The 20,372-nt window shown below is 45.9% G+C and carries 23 protein-coding genes; all 23 read right to left on the bottom strand.

The genetic code is table 11. From position 1 onward, the window contains the following. Window positions 1-19: 19 nt before the first annotated feature. On the bottom strand, window positions 20-1,003 hold the full coding sequence (locus tag GJB59_RS01645; RefSeq protein ID WP_142828552.1) for a thiamine pyrophosphate-dependent dehydrogenase E1 component subunit alpha: 984 nt from the start codon (window positions 1,001-1,003) through the stop codon (window positions 20-22). 137 nt (window positions 1,004-1,140) lie between these two features. Continuing rightward, entirely contained in the window at window positions 1,141-1,488 is a 348-nt protein-coding gene (locus GJB59_RS01640; RefSeq protein WP_142828551.1) for a bh protein, read from the bottom strand. A gap of 57 nt (window positions 1,489-1,545) precedes the next feature. Next, the gene (locus GJB59_RS01635; protein ID WP_142828550.1) at window positions 1,546-2,871 is read right to left on the bottom strand and encodes an NAD(P)H-dependent oxidoreductase; all 1,326 of its coding nucleotides are present in this window, start codon (window positions 2,869-2,871) and stop codon (window positions 1,546-1,548) included. A gap of 18 nt (window positions 2,872-2,889) precedes the next feature. Beyond that, window positions 2,890-3,255: a PTS glucitol/sorbitol transporter subunit IIA gene (locus GJB59_RS01630; protein WP_236015333.1), complete on the bottom strand. Its 366-nt coding sequence runs from the start codon at window positions 3,253-3,255 to the stop codon at window positions 2,890-2,892. 31 nt (window positions 3,256-3,286) lie between these two features. Next, complete coding sequence (srlE, locus tag GJB59_RS01625; protein ID WP_142828548.1) at window positions 3,287-4,339, bottom strand: PTS glucitol/sorbitol transporter subunit IIB; 1,053 nt, start codon at window positions 4,337-4,339, stop codon at window positions 3,287-3,289. A 36-nt stretch (window positions 4,340-4,375) separates the two neighbouring features. After that, entirely contained in the window at window positions 4,376-4,903 is a 528-nt protein-coding gene (gene srlA, locus GJB59_RS01620) for a PTS glucitol/sorbitol transporter subunit IIC (RefSeq protein WP_142828547.1), read from the bottom strand. Between the two features lie 12 nt (window positions 4,904-4,915). Continuing rightward, entirely contained in the window at window positions 4,916-5,302 is a 387-nt protein-coding gene (locus tag GJB59_RS01615) for a transcriptional regulator GutM (protein WP_142828546.1), read from the bottom strand. A 279-nt stretch (window positions 5,303-5,581) separates the two neighbouring features. Continuing rightward, a complete protein-coding gene (locus tag GJB59_RS01610) occupies window positions 5,582-6,916 on the bottom strand; it encodes an MmgE/PrpD family protein (protein ID WP_142828545.1) in 1,335 nt (444 codons plus the stop codon). Between the two features lie 2 nt (window positions 6,917-6,918). Next, entirely contained in the window at window positions 6,919-7,575 is a 657-nt protein-coding gene (locus tag GJB59_RS01605; RefSeq protein ID WP_142828544.1) for a GntR family transcriptional regulator, read from the bottom strand. A gap of 177 nt (window positions 7,576-7,752) precedes the next feature. Beyond that, window positions 7,753-8,439 (bottom strand): FusB/FusC family EF-G-binding protein, encoded by a 687-nt coding sequence (locus tag GJB59_RS01600; protein WP_142828543.1) that lies wholly within the window; start codon window positions 8,437-8,439, stop codon window positions 7,753-7,755. Between the two features lie 346 nt (window positions 8,440-8,785). Then, complete coding sequence (locus GJB59_RS01595; protein ID WP_142828542.1) at window positions 8,786-9,484, bottom strand: aspartate/glutamate racemase family protein; 699 nt, start codon at window positions 9,482-9,484, stop codon at window positions 8,786-8,788. A gap of 145 nt (window positions 9,485-9,629) precedes the next feature. Further along, window positions 9,630-10,373 (bottom strand): SDR family NAD(P)-dependent oxidoreductase, encoded by a 744-nt coding sequence (locus tag GJB59_RS01590; protein ID WP_142828541.1) that lies wholly within the window; start codon window positions 10,371-10,373, stop codon window positions 9,630-9,632. 92 nt (window positions 10,374-10,465) lie between these two features. Further along, window positions 10,466-11,320 carry a phosphonate ABC transporter, permease protein PhnE gene (phnE, locus tag GJB59_RS01585; RefSeq protein ID WP_142828540.1) on the bottom strand — a complete coding sequence of 285 codons (855 nt, stop codon included), beginning with the start codon at window positions 11,318-11,320 and terminating at the stop codon, window positions 10,466-10,468. Beyond that, window positions 11,320-12,108, bottom strand: coding sequence for a PhnE/PtxC family ABC transporter permease (locus GJB59_RS01580; protein ID WP_142828539.1), 789 nt, complete (start codon window positions 12,106-12,108; stop codon window positions 11,320-11,322). Before GJB59_RS01580 ends, phnE begins: the two co-directional genes overlap by 1 nt. 12 nt (window positions 12,109-12,120) lie before the next feature. After that, entirely contained in the window at window positions 12,121-12,903 is a 783-nt protein-coding gene (gene phnC / locus GJB59_RS01575; protein ID WP_142828538.1) for a phosphonate ABC transporter ATP-binding protein, read from the bottom strand. 78 nt (window positions 12,904-12,981) lie between these two features. After that, entirely contained in the window at window positions 12,982-14,022 is a 1,041-nt protein-coding gene (locus GJB59_RS01570; protein WP_142828652.1) for a PhnD/SsuA/transferrin family substrate-binding protein, read from the bottom strand. Between the two features lie 103 nt (window positions 14,023-14,125). After that, a complete protein-coding gene (locus GJB59_RS01565; RefSeq protein WP_142828650.1) occupies window positions 14,126-14,941 on the bottom strand; it encodes a PHP domain-containing protein in 816 nt (271 codons plus the stop codon). After that, the gene (locus GJB59_RS01560; protein WP_142828537.1) at window positions 14,931-15,656 is read right to left on the bottom strand and encodes a phosphonate C-P lyase system protein PhnL; all 726 of its coding nucleotides are present in this window, start codon (window positions 15,654-15,656) and stop codon (window positions 14,931-14,933) included. Before GJB59_RS01560 ends, GJB59_RS01565 begins: the two co-directional genes overlap by 11 nt. 90 nt (window positions 15,657-15,746) lie before the next feature. Then, window positions 15,747-16,928 (bottom strand): phosphonate metabolism protein PhnM, encoded by a 1,182-nt coding sequence (gene phnM / locus GJB59_RS01555; protein WP_142828536.1) that lies wholly within the window; start codon window positions 16,926-16,928, stop codon window positions 15,747-15,749. 13 nt (window positions 16,929-16,941) lie between these two features. Beyond that, entirely contained in the window at window positions 16,942-17,781 is an 840-nt protein-coding gene (locus GJB59_RS01550; RefSeq protein ID WP_142828535.1) for an ATP-binding cassette domain-containing protein, read from the bottom strand. After that, window positions 17,774-18,640, bottom strand: coding sequence for an alpha-D-ribose 1-methylphosphonate 5-phosphate C-P-lyase PhnJ (locus GJB59_RS01545; protein WP_142828534.1), 867 nt, complete (start codon window positions 18,638-18,640; stop codon window positions 17,774-17,776). Before GJB59_RS01545 ends, GJB59_RS01550 begins: the two co-directional genes overlap by 8 nt. Next, window positions 18,630-19,745: a carbon-phosphorus lyase complex subunit PhnI gene (locus tag GJB59_RS01540; RefSeq protein WP_142828533.1), complete on the bottom strand. Its 1,116-nt coding sequence runs from the start codon at window positions 19,743-19,745 to the stop codon at window positions 18,630-18,632. The genes GJB59_RS01545 and GJB59_RS01540 overlap by 11 nt, the downstream gene beginning before the upstream one ends. Continuing rightward, window positions 19,746-20,342, bottom strand: a complete 597-nt coding sequence (gene phnH / locus GJB59_RS01535) for a phosphonate C-P lyase system protein PhnH (RefSeq protein WP_142828532.1) — start codon at window positions 20,340-20,342, stop codon at window positions 19,746-19,748. It lies immediately after the preceding gene. Between the last annotated feature and the right edge of the window lie 30 nt (window positions 20,343-20,372).

Below are 20,372 nucleotides of genomic sequence, written 5' to 3'. Positions count from 1 at the left end.
GATTCTCCTTTGCTCCGCCTTATGCGTAAATGTCTTCCATCAAAGCATCCAATGTCGGCTCTGGACTGTTTTTTGCGAATTCCACAGACTCTTCGATTTCTTTTTTCGCATCCGCTTTGATTTCATCTGCGTCCTGCTGCGTGAAAATTCCTTCTTCGATCATTATTTCAGCCATCAATTTGATCGGATCCCGCAAGAGCCACTCTTTTTCTTCCTCGCGTGTCCGGTACTTTTTGGCATCGCTCTTTGAATGCCCTTTCGAACGGTACGTTTTCGCTTCGACAATGGAAGGCCCTTCGCCGTTCCGCGCCCGCTCTACTGCTTCATTGACGCCATTCATGACGTCGAATACATCGTTGCCATCGACGACTTTTCCAGGAATGCCATAGCTTGCAGCACGTGCGGCAATGTCTTCGATATTGATCATTTCCCGCACCGGACCCGACATGCCGTATTGGTTGTTTTCACAAATAAAGACGACCGGCAATTTCCAGATGGACGCCAGGTTGATCGCTTCATGGAAGCTGCCTTCATTTGAAGCCCCGTCCCCGAAGAAACATAAGACAACGTATCCCGCTCTTTTCATCTGAGAAGTCAGTGCAGCTCCCGCAGCAATCGCAAATCCGCCTCCGACGATGCCATTGGCTCCAAGATTTCCTTTATCGACATCCGCAATGTGCATAGATCCTCCTTTGCCTTTGCAATAGCCTGTCGTCCGGCCAAATAGTTCCGCCATCATGCCGTTGACGGTTGCTCCTTTGGCAATGCAATGGCCATGGCCGCGATGTGTGCTGGTAATTTTATCCCGCTCTTCCAGGACAGCAATCGATCCAACTGCAGAAGCTTCCTGTCCAACACTCAAGTGAGTCGTTCCATGAATCATCCCTTTTGCAAAAAATTCATCCACCTTTTCTTCAAAAAAACGGATCAGCCACATTTGCTTGTACAGCTCTCTTAACTCGGTTTCTTTTACTTGAGGCGGCAATTTCAGTTTTTGTGTCATCTTTCTTCCTCCTTTTACATATGTTCTAGTGTGTGACATATGTAAAATATAATATTATTTGATTATTTAGTCAAGTTATTTGAAAGGGCCCTCCCTCTCGTATGAATATGGAGAAGTCGGGCCCTTGGACGGAGATGCTATTTAACTCGGCTTTTTTTCTGTTTGTATTGCTTGAGTATCTTTCGTGAAGCATTGACGTCTTTCAAAAGACGGTATGGTTTGCTGACAGTGCGAACCGGCAGGGAAACGAGCAGATGGCTCAAGTCGTCCTTGTACTCCTGCGTGATCCGAGTCGGCTTGGAAGAAATCCGGTCATAAACTTCTTTATAAAATTTCTTATTAACATCCACGCGGAGCTGCTTGGTCTTATTGCATTGCTCGCATCGAATGCTTTTTATATCGTTATTGATATATGTGATTTCATGATTTACTTCTTCTCGGCAATGGCTGCAAAATAAAGCTGCTTCCATAGTTTTAATTTCCATGTTTGGACACCTTCTCATTTCGTTGATTGGGTTTTTCTCTACATGAAATTCGGTGGACTAGGCTTTCACCGGGGTCTCTTTTTCAGTTTCCGCCTTAAATGTGTCATCCTGCATGCGGCGCAGGCGCCAAATTGTCGAATCTTTGGTTTGTTCGACATCATCGTAGCCGATAATTTCACCTTTTTTGATATCCCGCTTTAAGCGGACACTTTTGTCAACCAATCCTAGCGGCAATGCTCCTTTGGCACGGGCATCCTGTGCTGTGAGTATATGGCCGTACACCGTAAATCCTCCGATGCTGTCCAGAAAATCGCCGGAGGCCAAGTCGATTTTTGCCACGGTCACTGTTTCCGCCTGAAGCCCATGCCAAGGCGCAATGGTCGCTTCATTGTAGATATAGGCGCGGGCGATGGAAATCGGGGTTTCCAGGCTAGTCAGGTGATACGGGCGGTAAAGCACATAGTTCGGCCCGTCCCCCATGCTCAAATACTTTAGTTCGTGATTCACTTCTTCTTTTTCAGAAGCGATAATTGCGAAGACCCCTGGTGCGATGCCGTTGATGTATTCAACGATCCCTTTATTGCTGATCTCTCCGCCATCTTCCTTCAATTTAAAGATTTCCGGCAAGCCTTTGACATCACTTACAAATCCGTGCATGCCCGGTTTATCAGGCAAAAAACCTGTGGCATTGGCCACTGCCGTCATTTCAACCATCGTTTTTGTGCCGTCCTGGAAAGAAGCAAGCATTTTCGGGCTGGCTCCTTTTCGGGCTGCTTCTTCCGCTGCCGTATCCGGATTGGCATTTAAGTTCAGCGGGTTATTTTTTCCTTTTCCAAGAGCCACGACTTCAAATCCCAGCGCATCGGCAAAATCGAATAATTCCATGATGGCTCCGGGTTCATCACCGGCAGATCCCGTGTAGACCACTCCGCTGGCATCAGCCATTTTCTTCAAAATAACCCCTACAGTAACGTCAGCCTCTACGTTCAACATAACGATATGCTTGCGGTTCAGGATGGCATCCCATGCAATTTTTGCTCCGATGTCAGGAACACCGGTTGCGTCGACGACGACATCGACTTCTGGCAGTGAAGTGACCAGTTGGGCATCTGTCGTCGCCACCACTCTGCCTTCTTTGACGGCCGCGGCCGCTTCCTTAACATTATTGGTTTCTATAACATCGTCCGCCTGAACACCCGACTTTACATATGCATTGGTGACATTGCCGATTTGAATATCTGCTGTGATGACCACACGCATACCCGCCATGCTTTCGATCTGGGAAATCATTCCTCTCCCCATCTGGCCAGCTCCCACAAGCCCAACTTTGATGATATCGCCATTTCGCTCAAGTTCTTCAAGTTTTCTATTTATCCCCAGCATGAGCCAACCTCCTCTTTTTTAACGTTTAATAATGCGAATCGCGGAGCCGACCTGCAATTCGGGCAATGCTTTCTTTTCGACGCACATGGTTCCAGGCAGACTGGCTTCTGTTTCGCCATTAAAGGCGATGGTGCAATGGCCGATTTCTTCCAGTGTGTCATTGACCTTGCTTCCCACAAATAATATCTCGTATTGCTGTCCGCTGATTTCCAGCACATCCCCGGCTTCGACTTTCTCCAAAAGATCTGCCCGTTCATGAATCACGCCGATTGACCGCAGCGATTCGGGAACCGTATCGTTAAAAATGACCAGCATGTTTTCTTCAATGAAAATTTCCACTTCTTCACCAATTTCAGTTATTTTCGCTTCATATTTTTTGGTCATCATATCCTCCACCTGACTGCCCCCTTATTTTTTAGCTGTACAGTCCAAAACTGAACAGGTATGCAATAACAACTGCTACTGGACCTGTTATGACACGGGACAGCAACACCGCAGGAACTCCGACTTCAATCGTTTCCGGCTCTGCTTCTCCCAACGTCAAACCAACTGGTACAAAATCTGCCCCAACCTGCGGATTGATGGCAAACAGCGCAGGCAGCGCCAATTCCGGCGGGATATTGCCACGGCCAATTTCTACACCGATCAGAACTCCAACTACCTGTGCAATAACTGCTCCCGGCCCAAGCAATGGGGATAAGATCGGCAATGCACAAATAACAGACAAGAGCAGCAAACCGCCAATATTCCCAGCTAATGGCGATACGAAGTTGGCGATCAAATCACCGATTCCGGTATAGGTAATGATTCCGATCAGCATACTGACAAAAGCCATGAACGGCAAAATGTTCTTCAGCACCTGATCAATCGTTTCCCGGCCGGCCTGGTAGAAAATCCCGACCACCTTACCGGCTCCGCGGCCGATTTTTTCGATGATGTTCATCTTTTTCGGCTTCTGGTAGCCAGCTGCCTTCAGCTTGGCTTCTTCTTTTATCTCCTGCGGCGTCTTTTCACGTGCTGCTGGACTTCGAACTTTTTCGACGGCGTCCTCCACTGCATCTTGATCTTCGTAAGGAGCTGCTACTGCCGCAATGTTTTCATGCTTGACCCCGGAAACGAAGTTTTCTTCGTTGATGAACTTCATCAGCGGCCCTGACGGAGAAGTGGCGTTGACGTTGACTGTCAAGATATTCATTTTCGGGTAAACGCCACAGCGTGCAGTTCCCCCGCAATCGATGACAACACAAGCCATGGTTTCTTTATCGTAGGAACCTTTAAATCCATCTACCGCTTCGGCACCGGTCAAATCGGCAATTTCCTGTGCTATCGGATGAATGCCGCCGCCTGTTACCGACACAATGTAACGTTTTTCTTCATTTGGCCGAATGGTCAGTGGACCGCCCCATCCGCCTCTGCCTTTAGTTATGGTCACTGGCTTATAATCCAATGGCGTGTGATTGCTGCTCATTTTCTTTGCCTCCCTTTTTTAAACCACTCGGATCAATTAAACTTCCATGCCACGCGCTTTCATCATGCGGACCGTGATAATCTCAGTGACAATGCCGCGTATCAGAATCACGATGATACCTACAATAAAGAAGCGGATCGCCAACGGCCCCAATGAAAATCCAAGCTGCGTGATGCCAGCGGAAATTCCCAAGTATACGAACAATTCAGCGGGATTGGCATGTGGGAACAGGCCAGTAATCGGATGCACAAAGGAAACCGCTGAATCGTAGAATGCCGGCTTTTGTTTTTCCGGCAAAAATTTCCCGAACGTATAAGCCATCGGATTGGTCAGGAAGAAAACCGCCAAGACGGGAAAAAGCGTGTAGCGCAAAATGATATTTTTTGTACTTTTGCGGGCCAGGTTATTGATGCGCTCTTCCCCGACCAAGCGGATAAATGCATTGACGGCAGTAATCAAAACAACAAGCAACGGGATAATGCCGGTCACCAGACCAATAAATGTATCGCCTCCCGCTTGGAACATGCCTATAAACCCTTCGGCCAATCTAACTAAAAAGTCCATTTTTCTTCCTCCTTATACCGCTAGATTTGTCTTTTCATTCATTTGTGCCTCTATTTTTTCAATTGCCATCTCAAAAGCTAAATCCACCGGTTCTTCCCCAAGACTTGCCTTTAATGTGTCCAGCGGCAAACCAACATATTTCACGAATGGCTCAAAACGGCTGAATACCGTCACTCCCCGCATCAATTGGCTTTCAACAACAGTTCCAGTTTCGTCCGTTACGATAATTGCTATTGCCCCTATTCCCAACTTTTGTTTTTTGATCCCCACCCCTAAGTATCCTGATGGTCTTCTGCTCAGTTTTTTAATCGTGCCGTGGTAGTTTTTCAGTTGCGCTTTGGCCATCCAAAGTTGTAGCAGCCAGACGGCAGCAAACACAACAATGAACCATCCCCACATAATTTACGCCTCCTTTACATTTGTTCAGTGTCGTGACATTTGATATTACCCCTATTATAAAAGCGCTTTCACAATAAATCAATAGCAATTGAAAGAAAATTCAAATTATATTACACTTTTTTTCCGGTCTTTCATTACGCTTCAACCTAAAAAATCATAAAAGTCCAACTTATGAATCCATATTTTATCCGCTGCTTTAGACATGGCTTACACTAAAAGATAAAAAAATTGCAAAAAAAAGAAGCCTCTCACCAGAAGGCTTCCTTCCCAACAATCGCTTTACTGTTTTGCAGCTTTCGTTAACGCAATCAAAGGGGTTAAACTATCAAGCTGCTGTATTTCATTTATAGCGTCGATCAGCCCATCGGCTTGTTCCGCTCCTATAATCGGATAGGTCAGTTTCTTGAACTTTCTCGCCAAATCTTCATCGGTCATTGGATTTTCGATGCTACCTGTTGCATTTTTCACTATATGTTCGATTTTTCTTCCATCTTTAAGAAAAGCAATGGCAATCACTTCTTCCTCTTTGACCGTCTCATCTACTCTCGGCTTAATCTTAGTCCTGAAATCGACAATTGCAGGATCTTTCACTTTCGAATCTGTATATTGTTCTTCGCCTGCATCTCCTTCAAGGAAAGCCACAGCACCTGTATGGTAGATGCTGAACTTGCCTGCCAAACCTGTTGGCGGTGTCGGTTTCCCTGTTAACTCTAATACATACGGATGAACTACAAGTTCAATCCGCTCTACATCTTCAGCTTTTACTTGCTTGCCTAAAGCAATGCAGGCATCAATGGAGGGATGGAGAACAATTCCGCAGGCATAGGGTTTAAAGGCATTTTTCAACAACTCCCACCGCTCCCCCCATTGAACGTTCACTTTGGAAAGATCGTGTTCAGGAGCCAAAACATTGGCGAATCCTCTTTTCGCTTCCAGTACTTCTGTAGAGCTAGTAAAATTCCGCTTTGCCAATAATGCAGCCATTAATCCGTTCTGGGCTGCCTTTCCTGGGTGGAATGGCTTCGTCATCGTCCCGAACATTTCCCGCAATCCGAAAGACTGGGTTCCAGCAATCCCCAGCGCCCAAATCATTTGTTCTTCGTCCAATTCCAATAAAATCCCGGCTGCCACTGCCGCTCCGAAAACCCCTGTCGAGCTGGTGATGTGGTATCCCAGGTGGTAATGGCTCGGATACACAGCATTGGCAATACGCAGCTCTGCTTCACAGCCCAGGATAAAGGCATGCAATACTTTCTCGCCTGGCAGGTCCATTTTTTCGGCAAGTGCAAAAACCACAGGAGCTACTGGGCCGCTTGGGTGATGGATGGTGTCCAGGTGGGTATCGTCGTAATCAAAGATATGGGAAGACATCCCATTGATTAGACTTGCCAAAAGAAGATCCACTTTTTCTGTCCGGCCGAAAATCGAAACTTGTTCCGCAGATTGGGTATCTTCTTTCAACGCGAGCACCATGTCTACAGAAGGATGGCTTGAAGCGCCGATTGCCACGCCCATCCAATTGAGGAGGCTCTTCTTACCGTGCTGCCGGACGTCTTCTGGAATCTCTTTAATGCTCGTCTTTAAAATATTTTCCACTAATATTTTCGTCACCATGATTACATTCCACCCTCCGCTATCTTCTTCATTGCATGGATTTTTGCTTGCCGAACATGGTATTTTGCCACGCTCTCTGCAAAATCTCCATCACCCAGCTTAATAGCTTCAAGAATCTGTTTGTGCTCTTCGATATTTTCAAGCGGCCGTCCGGAATAGGACAGCGACGTCGTCATTAACAAGTTGATCTGGGTTTGCAGCATGTTCATGATGACTTCCAGATAAATATTTCCGGAAAGTCTCGCCAGCGCCAAATGAAACGCTGAATTGATGTCGGATAATTTTTCAATCTCTTTAGCAAGAGCTTTCTTTTCAGCTCTTTCAATATAGCCAGTCAGTTCTTCCATCATTTCAGCTGTATGGATCTGCGCCAGCTTTCTAGCCGCCAGACCTTCCAGAAGTTCACGCACTTCATAAAGTTCCGCTGCCTTTTCTGCAGATAAGGCGATGACCTTTGCTCCTTTATGCGGTTCATGGATGACCACTCCCTGTTCTTCCAGTTTTCGAATAGCTTCCCTGATGGGGGTACGGCTGACACCCAGTTTTTCAGCAAGGTCCCGTTCCGTCAATGTATCGCCTGCTTTTATTTCGCCTTTCCGTATAGCGCTATACAAATAGTCGTACACGGTATTTTTCTTTACCTCGCTAATTAGCTTCATCCGTCTAATCCTCCATTAAGTTTCTAAATGGTATACCATATTGTAGATACAGTCTATATTTATCAGAAAAATAAGTCAAATAATAATTTTATCCTTATTAATGGTATACCAAATAAAAAAGAACCATTCCCCAAGAATCGGTTTTCACGACGATTGGGAACGGTTCTTTTGTGTTTTTTATTTCTGGAACTGGCCGATAAATTCATTCAAGCGGTCCAGCGTTTTGACATTGTTATTGCAGGCTGCAGAATCCTGGCAAATGTAATTGCCTCGCTTGATAAACTGATCCTGTCCCGAGCTTTTCGTTTTGGCGATGAACATGCCGACTTCACTATGGCGGTTGCATAAAGTGCATATGCCCTGCTTGCCGCTGCGGGTAAAGCTGCCTTGAACACCGATCAATCCATCGTTTTCATGGACCACCAAATACATCAAATTAGAACTTTCCGTCCAGGCTAAATAGGAAGTCCGGCCAAGGTTGATATTCTCAAGCTTCGGACCCTTCAATTTTTTTGCTTTAGGAAATAGCTTTTTCAATCCCTGGTCGCTGACTGCGTTAAATGGAATGATGTAGGGCTGAAGCTGTTCCAAAAAAGTTTCCGCATCACCGAGTTCTTTTACCTGCACCAACGGCTGGAGGATTTTCTTTTGCTGCTCTGTGAGGGATGGGAACAGCTTATACACTTTTTCGTGCGCAAGATGCCTCAGGACATTCAATACCTCTGCATCATTTGTGCTGGCTTGTCCTGCCACCAGAATTTTGGTCTGGTCCTTGATGAAATTGTATTGGTCGTTCCGGATAAATGCTTTCAGATTGTCCGCCGTGCTGTCGCTGTTGTGGTCTGTTTCTTTAACATGGATCATATGAGCCCACTCCTTATGTTTTTTTCGCTGCATGTATAAGGAAGAAAGCCGGGCAGAAAGAACGGCTGGATTTTGCGGGAGCGATTAAAGATTGCTTGTAGCCCCATGCAAAGTATCGCCTCTCCAAATACCAGGCTTTGCATGAGTTTTTTCTGACGCTGACAATTGGACACCGATTGTCATCTGATATCACCTCCTTTAAAGGCAAGGGTTTAGCTTGTGGTTTTATCATACTTTATCCAGCGCCGGTTTTCCATCCAGCTGATTCTCATCGGGTCTGCAGAGAAAAAAACCGTTCCACACAGTCAGGACGGTTTTTGGGCATTGAATTGGCTGACTCTATGGATCAGTCGCTTAAAATCATTTTGACAATCTCATCAACATGAATCTTGACAGTATTCAATTGAGGAATATCCAGGTCTTCCGGTTTGAAGATCATCGGAAACTCGGTGCAGCCGAGAATAAGACCTTCGATACCCTGCTGCTCAATCAGCCGTTGGGCAATCCCCAAAAGCTCTTTTTTCGTTTTTTCTTTGACAATTCCCTTTTCCAGCTCCTCAACGATTTTCCCATGAATAAATTGCTGTTCATCTTTGTTTGGCACAACTACCTCTTGGCCGTTTGCGATAAATGGATTTTTAAAAAAATCGCTTTCCATGGTGAATTGGGTCCCCAATAGGCCAATCTTTTGAAGCTTCATATCCTGAGCTTTGCGGTATGTTGCTTCAACAATGCTGATCATCGGGATGTTCACTTTCTGCTGAATCTGTTTAAAGACGAGGTGCGGTGTGTTGGCCGAAATGACAGCGAAATCCGCCCCTCCTCTTTCCAGGCTTAGTACAGCAGCTGCCAAATATTCCGCCAGTTCCTCTTCCTGTCCACTTTCGAGCAAATCGAATATTTTGTACATATTGATGCTGTAGATCAGCAATTCAGGCAGGCTTTCCTGGTTTCCAGTCCGCTGCTGGAACTCACTGATAATGGTTTGGTAGTAATCGACCGTGGACTCAGGTCCTGTCCCTCCGATCATTCCCAGTTTCTTCATACAGCTCCTCCTTTCGATTCGGCTTCTCCTTGTTGAATGCCGTTTTTTTCATACAGCCACGTTATTTGAAAATTCCCTAATGAGTGCAAATAAAACTTTCCAATAGAAAAAGAGCCACATGCAGCAGCTCTCTTGTACCTCTTATTTACTGAGCGGTATAGCCACCGTCGACCATTAGTGTACTGCCCGTTACAAATTCATTTTCAACAAGGAATACCATGGCATGTGCAATTTCTTCCGGCTGCCCCAGTCTTCCGACAGGATGCTTGTCCACCAATGCGTCATAAAAGTCACCCAAAGCCTCTTTACTGACCATACCGGACTCCACATAGCCGGGTGCCAATGCATTTACTCGAATTCCATGCTCTGCGTATTGCAATGCCAGGGATTTGGTCATCAGGTTTACCGCACCTTTAGTGGCATTATAAGCAAATGCACCGCCTTCACCAACAGATCCCAAAATGGAGGATGTGTTGATGATGACACCGCCATCGCCATTTTTCAGCATGTTCTTAATCGCGTGTTTGGCACCGAAAAAGACACCATCCTGGTTGATGGAAATGACCTTATGGTAGTCTTCATACGTCAATTCATGGGTGACTCCGAGGACGCCGATGCCCGCATTGTTGACCATAATGTCAACTCTTCCGTAGCGCTCGACTGTTGCCGCAACCAATTGTTCAACCGATGCCTCGCTGGCTACATCGACCTTAACGAAAACGATGTCGGCGTTTCCCTGCTTCAGCTGCTGTTCCGCCTTTTGGCCGCCTTCTTCGTTAAAGTCAGCAATCACCACTTTTGCCCCTTTTTCAAGAAACGCTTTTGCTGTTGCCAAGCCAATACCGGATGCTCCACCTGTAACGATTGCCACTTTCCCTGCTAAATTCATCTATTCATCCTCCTCATGTTGGAAAATTCTCTCACCTTCTATCAAACCATAGTAATCAGATTATTACAACTTTTCTGAAGAAGTGGAAATCCTCAATTTGCAGATTTTGCAGCTGCCGGGAAATAGCGCTCCTTCATCTTGGTCGATAGGATTTCTAAGACGATGGCAAAAATTAAAATCATGTAAGTGATCATTCCCACTTCCCGCAAATCGAAATAGAATCCGGAAGCCATGAATAATTCAAAGCCGATTCCACCTGCTCCTGCAGCTGCGCCCATGGCAACTGCCACCGCAAAATTAATTTCAAAGCGCAGGAATGTCCAAGACAAAAGATAGGTGAAAGTGGATGGGAGAACCGCATGCACGACGATATGCCACCAGTTGGCTCCTGTTGCACGCAATGCTTCAATGATTCCTTGATCTACTTCTTCAAAAGCTTCTGAAAATGCTTTAACCAAGTAAGCGATCGAGTGGAACAACATGCCGAGCACTGCTGCTTCACTGCCTAATCCAGCTGCAATGGCAAAAATCAATACCCATAAAACAGTTGGAACCGCACGAACAAAAGCGACAATGACTCGCACTGTTTTTGAAATCCACGCTTTTGATAAATTCGATGCCGCCATCAGTGCCAGAAAAAACGCGATGATGGCTCCAAATATTGTTGACAAAAATGCCAACCCTAATGTGACGCCCATTTGATAAAATGCTTGCCCCCAAGTGAAATGGGATAGCGCAGGTTCCAGAAACATCTTTTTTAAATTATAGAAAGTTTCCGGGATCGCCTTGGACAAGTCCAGTCCCGTGTAATCGAAGAATAAAAACGCCGCAATCGTCAGGGCTATGAGCACCGTAACGGTCCATGTCATGACGCGTTCCGACTTGCTTCCCATCTTAATTGCTATCCGGCCGCTGGCTTCACGTTTTATGTATGTACTTGCATCCATTAGATAATCACCTTCCTGATATAATTTGACATCAGCTCGATGACAATCACAGCAATAATAATACTGAATGTGACCAAGGCGACAGCATTGTAATTTAATGTCTTGTAGTACAGGTCAAACGTATAACCGATTCCTGTACCGGTTAAGATGCCTACTAAAGTGGCGTTGCGGATATTGGTTTCAATCATAAATAAAATCCAGCTAATCATCTGTGGCATGCATTGAGGCACAACCGCTTTAAAAACAATCTGAAAATATGTCGCACCGGTTGCCCGCAAAGCTTCAACCGCACTTTGGCTTGCTTCGTCTATCGATTCGATAAAAGCTCTTGTCAGAAAACCAACAGAGCCCACAAATAAGGCTAAGTATCCAGTCACCGAGTTTTGTCCAAAAGACAGCAAGAGAATCAATGCCCAAGCTACAACCGGTATATTTCGAGAGGCGGATGCGACAAACCGCGCAAACACGCCAAAGACTTTTTTGGTTCCTGTTGTTTTCGAACCCATCAAACTTAAAAAGAATGCAACGGCCGTACCGGTTGTTGTGGCTGCAATCGACATAAGAATTGTTTCAAGCAATTTCTCCAAAATCGTTGGAAGGCGTTCAAGAGATTCCTGGGTAATCATCAGATTTGAGAGGATCCAAGCGCCCGCTTTTGGCAAAGTGGCGATTCCATGGATTATATTGAATCCGGTAATTGCGGAAGACGCAAGAGTCATTCCAATAATCAGCAGGATAAAAAAGATTGTCTGCCATTTTCGGCTGGCTTTCATTGTTTTTTCATTCACTGTAATTGCCCCTTACACCATGATTAGTTCACGGATTTCTGGAGTAGCCTGTGTCTGTGTGCCATAAATCTGATCGGTATGGTTTCGGTGCAGCCTGTAACTTGGTCCATCAAAGACGATTCCGCCCTTGTTCAAACCGATAATCCGGTCAGAGTAGCTTTTAGCTATCTCTACTTGGTGGAGATTGACGATACAAGTGATGCCAAGCTCTTGGGTGATTGACTTTAAATGGTCCATAATCACTTTTGAAGCGTTGGGATCGAGCGACGCAATGGGTTCATCGCATAGGACGATTTTTGGTTCTTGGATCAGTGAACGCGCAATGCCTACACGTTGCTGCTGACCGCCGCTCAACTGATCACAACGTTTATAAGCATGCTCTTCAATGCCCAACTTTTTCAAAAGGAAAAAGGCATGTTCTTTTTCTGCTTCCGTAAAACGCCCCAAAACCCCTTGAATTGTTGTCTTATAGCCAAATCGTCCGTGCAGCACGTTTTCAATAACCGATAAGCGCGGCACCAAATTGTAATGCTGAAAAATCATACCGATATTCGTACGCACTTTTCGCAGTTCTTTTTTGTTCAACTTTCCGACTTCCTGACCATCGAAAACAACTTTTCCTTCATCAATTTCGACCATTCGATTGATGCATCGGAGAAGTGTCGATTTACCAGCTCCAGAAGGTCCGATGATCGATAGAAATTCACCAGATTCCACTTCAAAATTCAACCCTTGCAGCACTTTCGCATCCGAATTATAGGACTTTCCGAGATCTTTGATTTGCAGTAAAGACATGCTCATCGTCTCCTCTTCACCTTAATTTTTCAGACAGCGCATTCTCCTTGAAGGGAACGTGCGGCTGTCTTTCGGTTATTATTTAGATAGTTCACGGATTGGATCGAACCATGCATCTTCAACTGGTGCAAAACGCTCATCTGCTGATTTGAAGAACAGTCCTGATTCGCCCGAGTCTTCCGGCACAAAGATTTTTTCGTTGTTTGCGATTTCGTCTGAAGTGAATAATTCTTGTAAAGCGTCATAATCCTCTTGGCCAAGCACTTCCATATTGGCTACAAACGGGGCATTCAGTACAGGTGTAACGCCCATCAACGCAAATTCACCGCCTGTTACTGTATTAAACGGTTCCGCCGCATCATCTTTGACTTTATAGATTGAGCCGACTTCGTTGGCTTCGCCTTCCGTTACTTCCACGTAGTTTTCAACGCACGTATCACAGAATGCAGCTACTTCTGCGCTATCATTCAATAAGTTCACAGCTGACCCTTGGTGAGAGTTTCCGAAAAGCACTTGTGAGAATAATGGACCGCCTTCCATCAAGTCTTCCGCTGTCAGGTTTTCATAGCCGGATTGCTCAGCGAAATGGCTGATGATGGTTGAAGAAGGGACAACAAACCCGGATGTGGAGCTATTTGAAACAAAGGACATCTTTTTCTGTTCCAGCGTATCCAGTGAGAATTCGCCGTCCACTTGGAACTCTTCTTGAGCATCGACATTAACTGCCAGCCAACTATGGTAAATTGCATCCTCGATTGTACCTGATTCTCCTGTTGGCACGACCAATGGTTCAACTGCATCGTTTCCATTTTTTGCTTCAATATATCCCTGTGCACCCATAAACGCCAAATCTGCATTATTATTGACCAATGTCTCAATCGCAATGGCGTAATCGGTTGTCAATTGGTGCTCGACTTCTTTGCCTGTCGCTTGTTCGATAGCTGCTCCAATTTCATCACGGGAAGAAGTCATGTCCGATCCCGATTCATTTGGGTACCAGACCACTTTTATCACATCATCCACTTCTGTCTTGCCTGCTTCCGCGTTGCCTTCCGAACATGCTGATAACAGTAAAGCCGCTCCAACCAATAGTGCCATTGCTGAACTTTTCTTCTTCATGGTCGATTCTCCTTTTTGTGTATCCGGAATGAGCAGGCGTCCCTGCTTTGTCTGTTTCATTACAACACAACTCAAAAACTAAATACTGAAATTTACAGGAACTTCATAGTCTTTTAATGATGTTAATATCTTCAGGGCTGACGATATCTCCAGGCTCTACAGCTGTACCGAAAGCTCCATGGTAATCACTGCCGCCGGTCATCACCAAACCGTATTGCTGGGCAAGCTCTTCCACTTTTTGATGGTCTTTGGCTGAATGGTCGAAATGATTGCGTTCGATTCCACCCAGGCCCGCTTCCAGCAACTCGGGTACCAGATCAAAGGAATCGAGCTGTCCCGGATGCGCCACAACAGCCAGGCCCCCATCAGCGACAATGGCCCGGACGGCCTCTGCTGCATCAACATAATCAACGTCGCCTGCTGCGACACCCGTCCCTTTGAACAAACTTTTATAAAGAAACTTGTATTCTTTAGATGTATAGTGGGCATCAGTCAGCTGCTGCATAATATGCTGCTTGTAGACAGTGGCTGATGGCTTCGCCGACTCTATGACTGCTTCGGCATCCAAGTTAAATCCAGCTGCTTGAATTTGGCTCACTTGCCACATCGAATGGTTGTGTCGAAGTTTCAGCAATTCGCTGCATAGCCTAGTGATGGATGGCGCTTCCGGAGAAAAGTGATAGCCCAGTATATGCACTTTTCGCTGCCGCTTGAAATCATAAGCCGAAATTTCAATTCCAGGTATCGCTTGAATGCTATAGGTTTCAGCAATCTGTTGTTGTTCCTGCCAACCTGACACTGTGTCATGATCGACAAAACTGATGGCTGTAAGCCCGGCTTTTTTCGCCTTTTTAATGACTCTCTCTACTGAATCCGCTCCGTCTGAATAATGGCTATGGACATGCAAATCAGCTTTCAGCGCCCACACCCACTTTTTCACCGACAGTCAGCTTTCTCGTTTGCATGTCATAAACTTTATCGCAAAGCCCTTCCATGAATTCAATGTCATGAAAAATCCCAACCAGGGTTGTGCCGTTAAGCTTCAACTTTTCGATTATTTCACGGACCTTCATTTTCGATTGCTGATCCAAGCTTGCAGTCGGTTCATCGAGCAGCAGCAAACGCGGTTGTTTAACCGTCGCCATCGCGATGTTCAGGCGCAACTTTTCGCCCCCTGAAAAAGTATTCGGGTAACTGTCCCAAAGTTTCGGATCGATTTCGAAGTGAGCCAACGCTTTTTCTGCTTCCCCGCCGGCCACTGCCTCCGTCGAACCCATCTCCAATAAGGCATTGGTTACCAACTGGCGGCAGGTCGTCCGTGGCATGACATTCAAAAACTGAGAAACATAGCCAATTTCGTATTTCCGCAAGTGCAGCATTTGCCGCTCCGTAATATGTGCCAGGTCCACCACTCCAAAAGCGGAAGAATCGTACATCATCTTTCCATGATCCGGCAAATAGGTGCGATAGATACTTTTTAAAATGGTCGATTTGCCGCTGCCGCTTTTTCCGACGATGCCGATAAATTCACCTGTTTCCAAGGAAAAATGGATGTCTTTTATAGCCGGCATGACTTTATTTAAATGATGGATGGTGAAGCGTTTCTCAAAGCCCGCTATTTCCAGCATTGCCATAGTATTGCCTCCTTTTTCAGCTTAAGAATCGTTGCGACGCGACGTCGCGCTCTTAGGTTAGCTTCAGCTATTTTGCGCTTCCGCTTTTCGTTATTTTATCCGGTAGTTCGTAGTCGTAATCAACGCGCCATTGACCATTGTTGCCGTCAGCATCGGGTAGCCGTCATCCATGCGTTCAATCACCAATAGGTCGGCTCTTTTACCTGGTTTGATCGATCCAAGCTCGTCGTCCATTTTCACTGCTTTTGCCGGATTCAACGTGACCATCTGGAACATTGCGTGCAAATCGTTGCCGTATTTCTCATGCAGATCAAAGACCGCATGCAGCAAAGCCGGAGGATAATAGTCGCTGCACAGGATATCCATACAGCCGTGTCCGATGGCTTCCGCTGCGGACAGATTGCCGGAATGGGAGCCGCCCAACATCACATTGGGAGCTCCGGCGATGGTATGGATGCCCATTTCTTTTGCTTTGATGGCGACTTCCAGAGTAATCGGAAACTCACTGATGGTGGTGCCGAAACTTTGCACTAAATCCAGTTTCTTAACATCGTCGTCATCATGGGAAGCAACAGCGATCCCGCGAGCAAGCGCAATATCTGCTACTTCTTTAATTTTCTCTGCAGCCAAATATTCCGTACTCTGGCGCTCTGCGATGAGCACATTGACGTCTTCATCCGAAATTTCCCGGTAGCCTTTCAAAGTTTCCCGGTAGACTTCCAAGTTCCTGTATTGGCCTTGTCCTGGCGTGTGGTCCATGAATGACAACAGATGCACTTTGCCATCCTCGATATTTCTCACCAGTTGGTCCACTTCATCGATGTTATCGATTTCGAAACGGGCATGCAAACGATGGCGGATCAAATGCAGCCGGTTATGCGTCGCTTCGATGGCATCCACCATACGCTGGATATTGTTCGGATTGCGCATCGGTTTATGTGAAAACACGTCTTCTTTGTAGAATGATAAGGAATGGAACATTGTTGTGATGCCATGGCTGATCAGGATTTTTTCTGCTTCCCGCAAGCTGATGTCGAAGTCCATCATACTGGTCGGACGCGGAGAAGCGATCGTTTCGATGTAATCGGAATGTATATCAATAAAACCTGGAGAAATGTAGCCTCCATTGGCATCAATCAGCCTGGCATCGGGATAATCTACCACCTGTTCTTCCCGAATGATTGACTGGATAATTTCCCCTTCCACTACGACTGCGAACCCTTCAACTATTGATTGCTCAGTTACGATTTTGCCATTATGGATAATATACAAAATATCGATCCTCCTAGAGTAATGAGTACACAAGTTGCTGCGTGTACGCATGTTGTGGGTCTTCTAATACTTGATCGGTCAAGCCCTGTTCGATGATTTCCCCGTTCAGCATGACGATGGTCCGATCAGCCAACATACGGATAACCGCTAAATCATGTGATACCACTATCATACTGATGCCAAGCTCACGCTGGATTTTTTTGATCAAGTCCAAGACGTTTGCCTGAACCGATAAATCCAGTCCAGTTGTCACTTCGTCTAAAAACAGGATGGGCGGATTGTTCGACAATGCCTTAGCGATCTGGACGCGTTGCTGCATCCCTCCTGAAAAGTTGCGCGGTTCTTCTTTCATGCGATGCAATGGAATATGGACATTTTCAAGCAGCCTTTTGCTGGTCGCTTCCATCTCTCCAACATTTCTGTTGCCTGCTGCAATGAGCTTTTCCGCAATATTTCCTACCGAGGAAAAGTTCATTTTCAAGCCGTGCACCGGATTTTGATAGACCATTCCATAATCGTGGTTGCGGATGGAACGCTTTTGCTGGGAAGACAACTCAAAGACATTGGTACCCGTCAAAGCAGGCGTGTGGATATACGCTTCTCCTGACGCTACGTCAGTGTCGAAGTACAGGCATTGCATCAATGTGGATTTGCCGCTGCCGCTTTCCCCCACAATCCCCAAAATTTCTCCGGGATACAAATCAAGTGACACATCACGGACTGCATAAACTGTGCCGCATACGGTGCAGTAGTTTTTCTCTAATCGATCAGAATCCAAATTGGCACAATGGGAACAACCGGGTCCAAACTGCTTGCGCAAGTTACGTACTTTCAATATTGGTTCTTCATGCATAACTGCTTTCCACCTCGGCTTTCTCAGTGCTGTTCAATTGCTCCATGCAATAACTGGTATCGTTGCATTGGTAGACGGTTTCTCCCGTTTTCTGGTCAATCAATTCATCGAGAAAGACATGTGCCGATCCACATAACCGGCATTCCTGGCCTTCAAATGATTCAACAGCAAATGGGTAATCTTCAAAAGCCAAAGATTCGACAGCCGTATAAGGCGGTACGGCATAGATTTTCTTCTCGCGTCCGGCACCAAGTAAAATCAACGCTTCCGATTGATGCATTTTCGGATTATCAAAGCGTGGAATCGGGCTTGGTGCCATGACATAGCGTCCATTGACATAAACCGGATGATCCGCAGCAGTTGCTGTTTTCCCGTATTTGACAATCTGCTCGAACAGCATCAGCCAGGCACCGCTGTAATCGTCTTCGGAATGCATGCGTTTGGTTGCGTACTCGCGTGCCTCCACTGGACGAAGAGGTTCAGGCATCGGTACTTGAAGAACAAGGATTTGGTCTTTCGTCAACGGTATTTCCGGGATGCGGTGGCGGGATTGAATCAAATCAGCCTCTTCGGTTTGATCCGTTACTTGAACACCTGTTGTCTCTTGAACCAGTTTCTTGATACTGACCGCATTGACCGATTCATCTGCCCCTTGGTCGATAACTTTCAGCACATCAGTTTTGCCGATCAAAGACAATGTCAACTGAAGACCGCCTGTTCCCCAACCGCGCGCAATCGGCATTTCCCGTGAAGCGAAAGGCACCTGATAGCCTGGAATTGCGACAGCTTTCAGCGTAGCCCGGCGAATCTCTTTTTTGGAACCTTCATCAAAAAAAGCAAAATGCGTATTAGTTCTCAACTTCCTGCACCTCCTTTTTCACTTGTCGAATACTATCCAACTTAGATTGGAACGTGACGTAATGCGGAAGTTTTAAATGAGAAATAAAGCCGGTGGATTCCACCGAATCGATATGCAGTAAAACAAATTCTTCATCGTGAGTCGGAAAATCCGTATTGGGATGTTCCAGGCATTGATCCAAGATGCTCATCGCAATCGCTTTTGTCTCATTTTGTCCGTAGCAGGCGCCATAGCCAATTTCAAATTCCAATTCGTCTTTATTGTTGTCATTTTTTACGGTTACCGGCACAAATGACTCGACTTCCGTTATACGGATTTCACCTATATAAAACTGATCTTCCGGTTCCTGATTCACTTCATTCGGATGGATGGTGTAAATCGGTATTTTACCGACACGAACTTCGCCGACAGTAGGATGAACTTGGCCGTACCCCCGCAGAGATGCATAACCAAATGATGTTACCGCCCCGGTTTGGCCGCGCGTCATTACCTGTAGCCGTGCACTTCTAGTCGTCGGAAACTGAAGGCTTTTCTTAGTGACGTCAGTGGGGGCTGTATTGTCCGGTTTGTATGTCTCGAACAGGCCCTCCTCGCGCAAATAATCCACGACTTTTGGAAAATAGACCACTTCTTTTGAACCTTGAATAGCTGAAAAATTATCTTTATAATCTTCCAGCCACCGGCGATTAGTTTCCATGCTTTCTTCCAACAACCCGAAATCCAACAGCCGATGAGTGTAATCATACGTGGCACCCAGTAACTGGCCGCCTGGAATATCCTTAAAGCTTGCCGAAATCCGCCGTTCGACCAGCATCGTTTCCGCTTCGACTGTTTCACTGTAGTAATGGCGCGGCAAAGTTGAACGGTGTGCACGCATCAAGAAAACTGCTTCTTCCAAACTGCCTTCTCCTTGCTTGATGGCCAAAGCCGCCAATTCCGGTGAATAAAGGCTGCTTTCTGACATAACCTGGTCAATCATGCTGCCCATCGTCGCCAGGATCGTGTTGATTTCTAAAATCTCTTCGCCTTTTAACCGTTCATAAGTCAGGCGTTTAATCGAAGCCTCTATGGCCTGAGTTCCGCCTTTTACAGGAACATAGCCCATCTATTTCACCTCCATCGGAATTGCTGAAACTGTTCTCGGCAGACAAGCGATTTGAGAGGAGCTATCCGCAAAAATCATGTCAATACCCATCGGATATTCCTTGATGCGGCTGTCTCTGGCTTGCCAGAATCGGAATGATTGCCCCGTTGATAAATGAGCTGCTGTTTCGATTCCAGGTCCTGTCAGCACCAATGCGTCTTCATTTGATAAAACCGCACTTTCAATAATCCAGGTTGCTGATTGCTGAGGGTCGATCAGGTTGCCAATTTTACATTGCGCCATTGCCTCTAAAACGTCCGATTCCTCATCTTCCTGAAGAACGAGAATAAAATCAGCCTCTTTCACTGAAGCAAAACGGGCTGAAGTGTAATTCGAAATTTTCTCAATCAAATTCTGTCGATCTTTTGACAAGACATGAAAAGTCACTTCCGCATCCAGCAAGACCATTGCGCTTAAAATAAACGAATCAGCACAACCAAAATTTATATCCACTTGCTTCGTTTCTTGTTCAATCGATGAAATGGTTCCTGGCCGTGACATGCTATGTAATAGTTTTCGGTAAACCTGCTGCAAGTCGTGTATTTGATCAATCGCCATATAATCTCTCCTGTGTCAGTTAGTTTAGTG

Source organism: Planococcus soli (genome assembly GCF_016881065.1).
GTDB classification, from domain to species: domain Bacteria; phylum Bacillota; class Bacilli; order Bacillales_A; family Planococcaceae; genus Planococcus; species Planococcus soli.
This window is presented reverse-complemented; position numbering and strand designations above follow the sequence as displayed.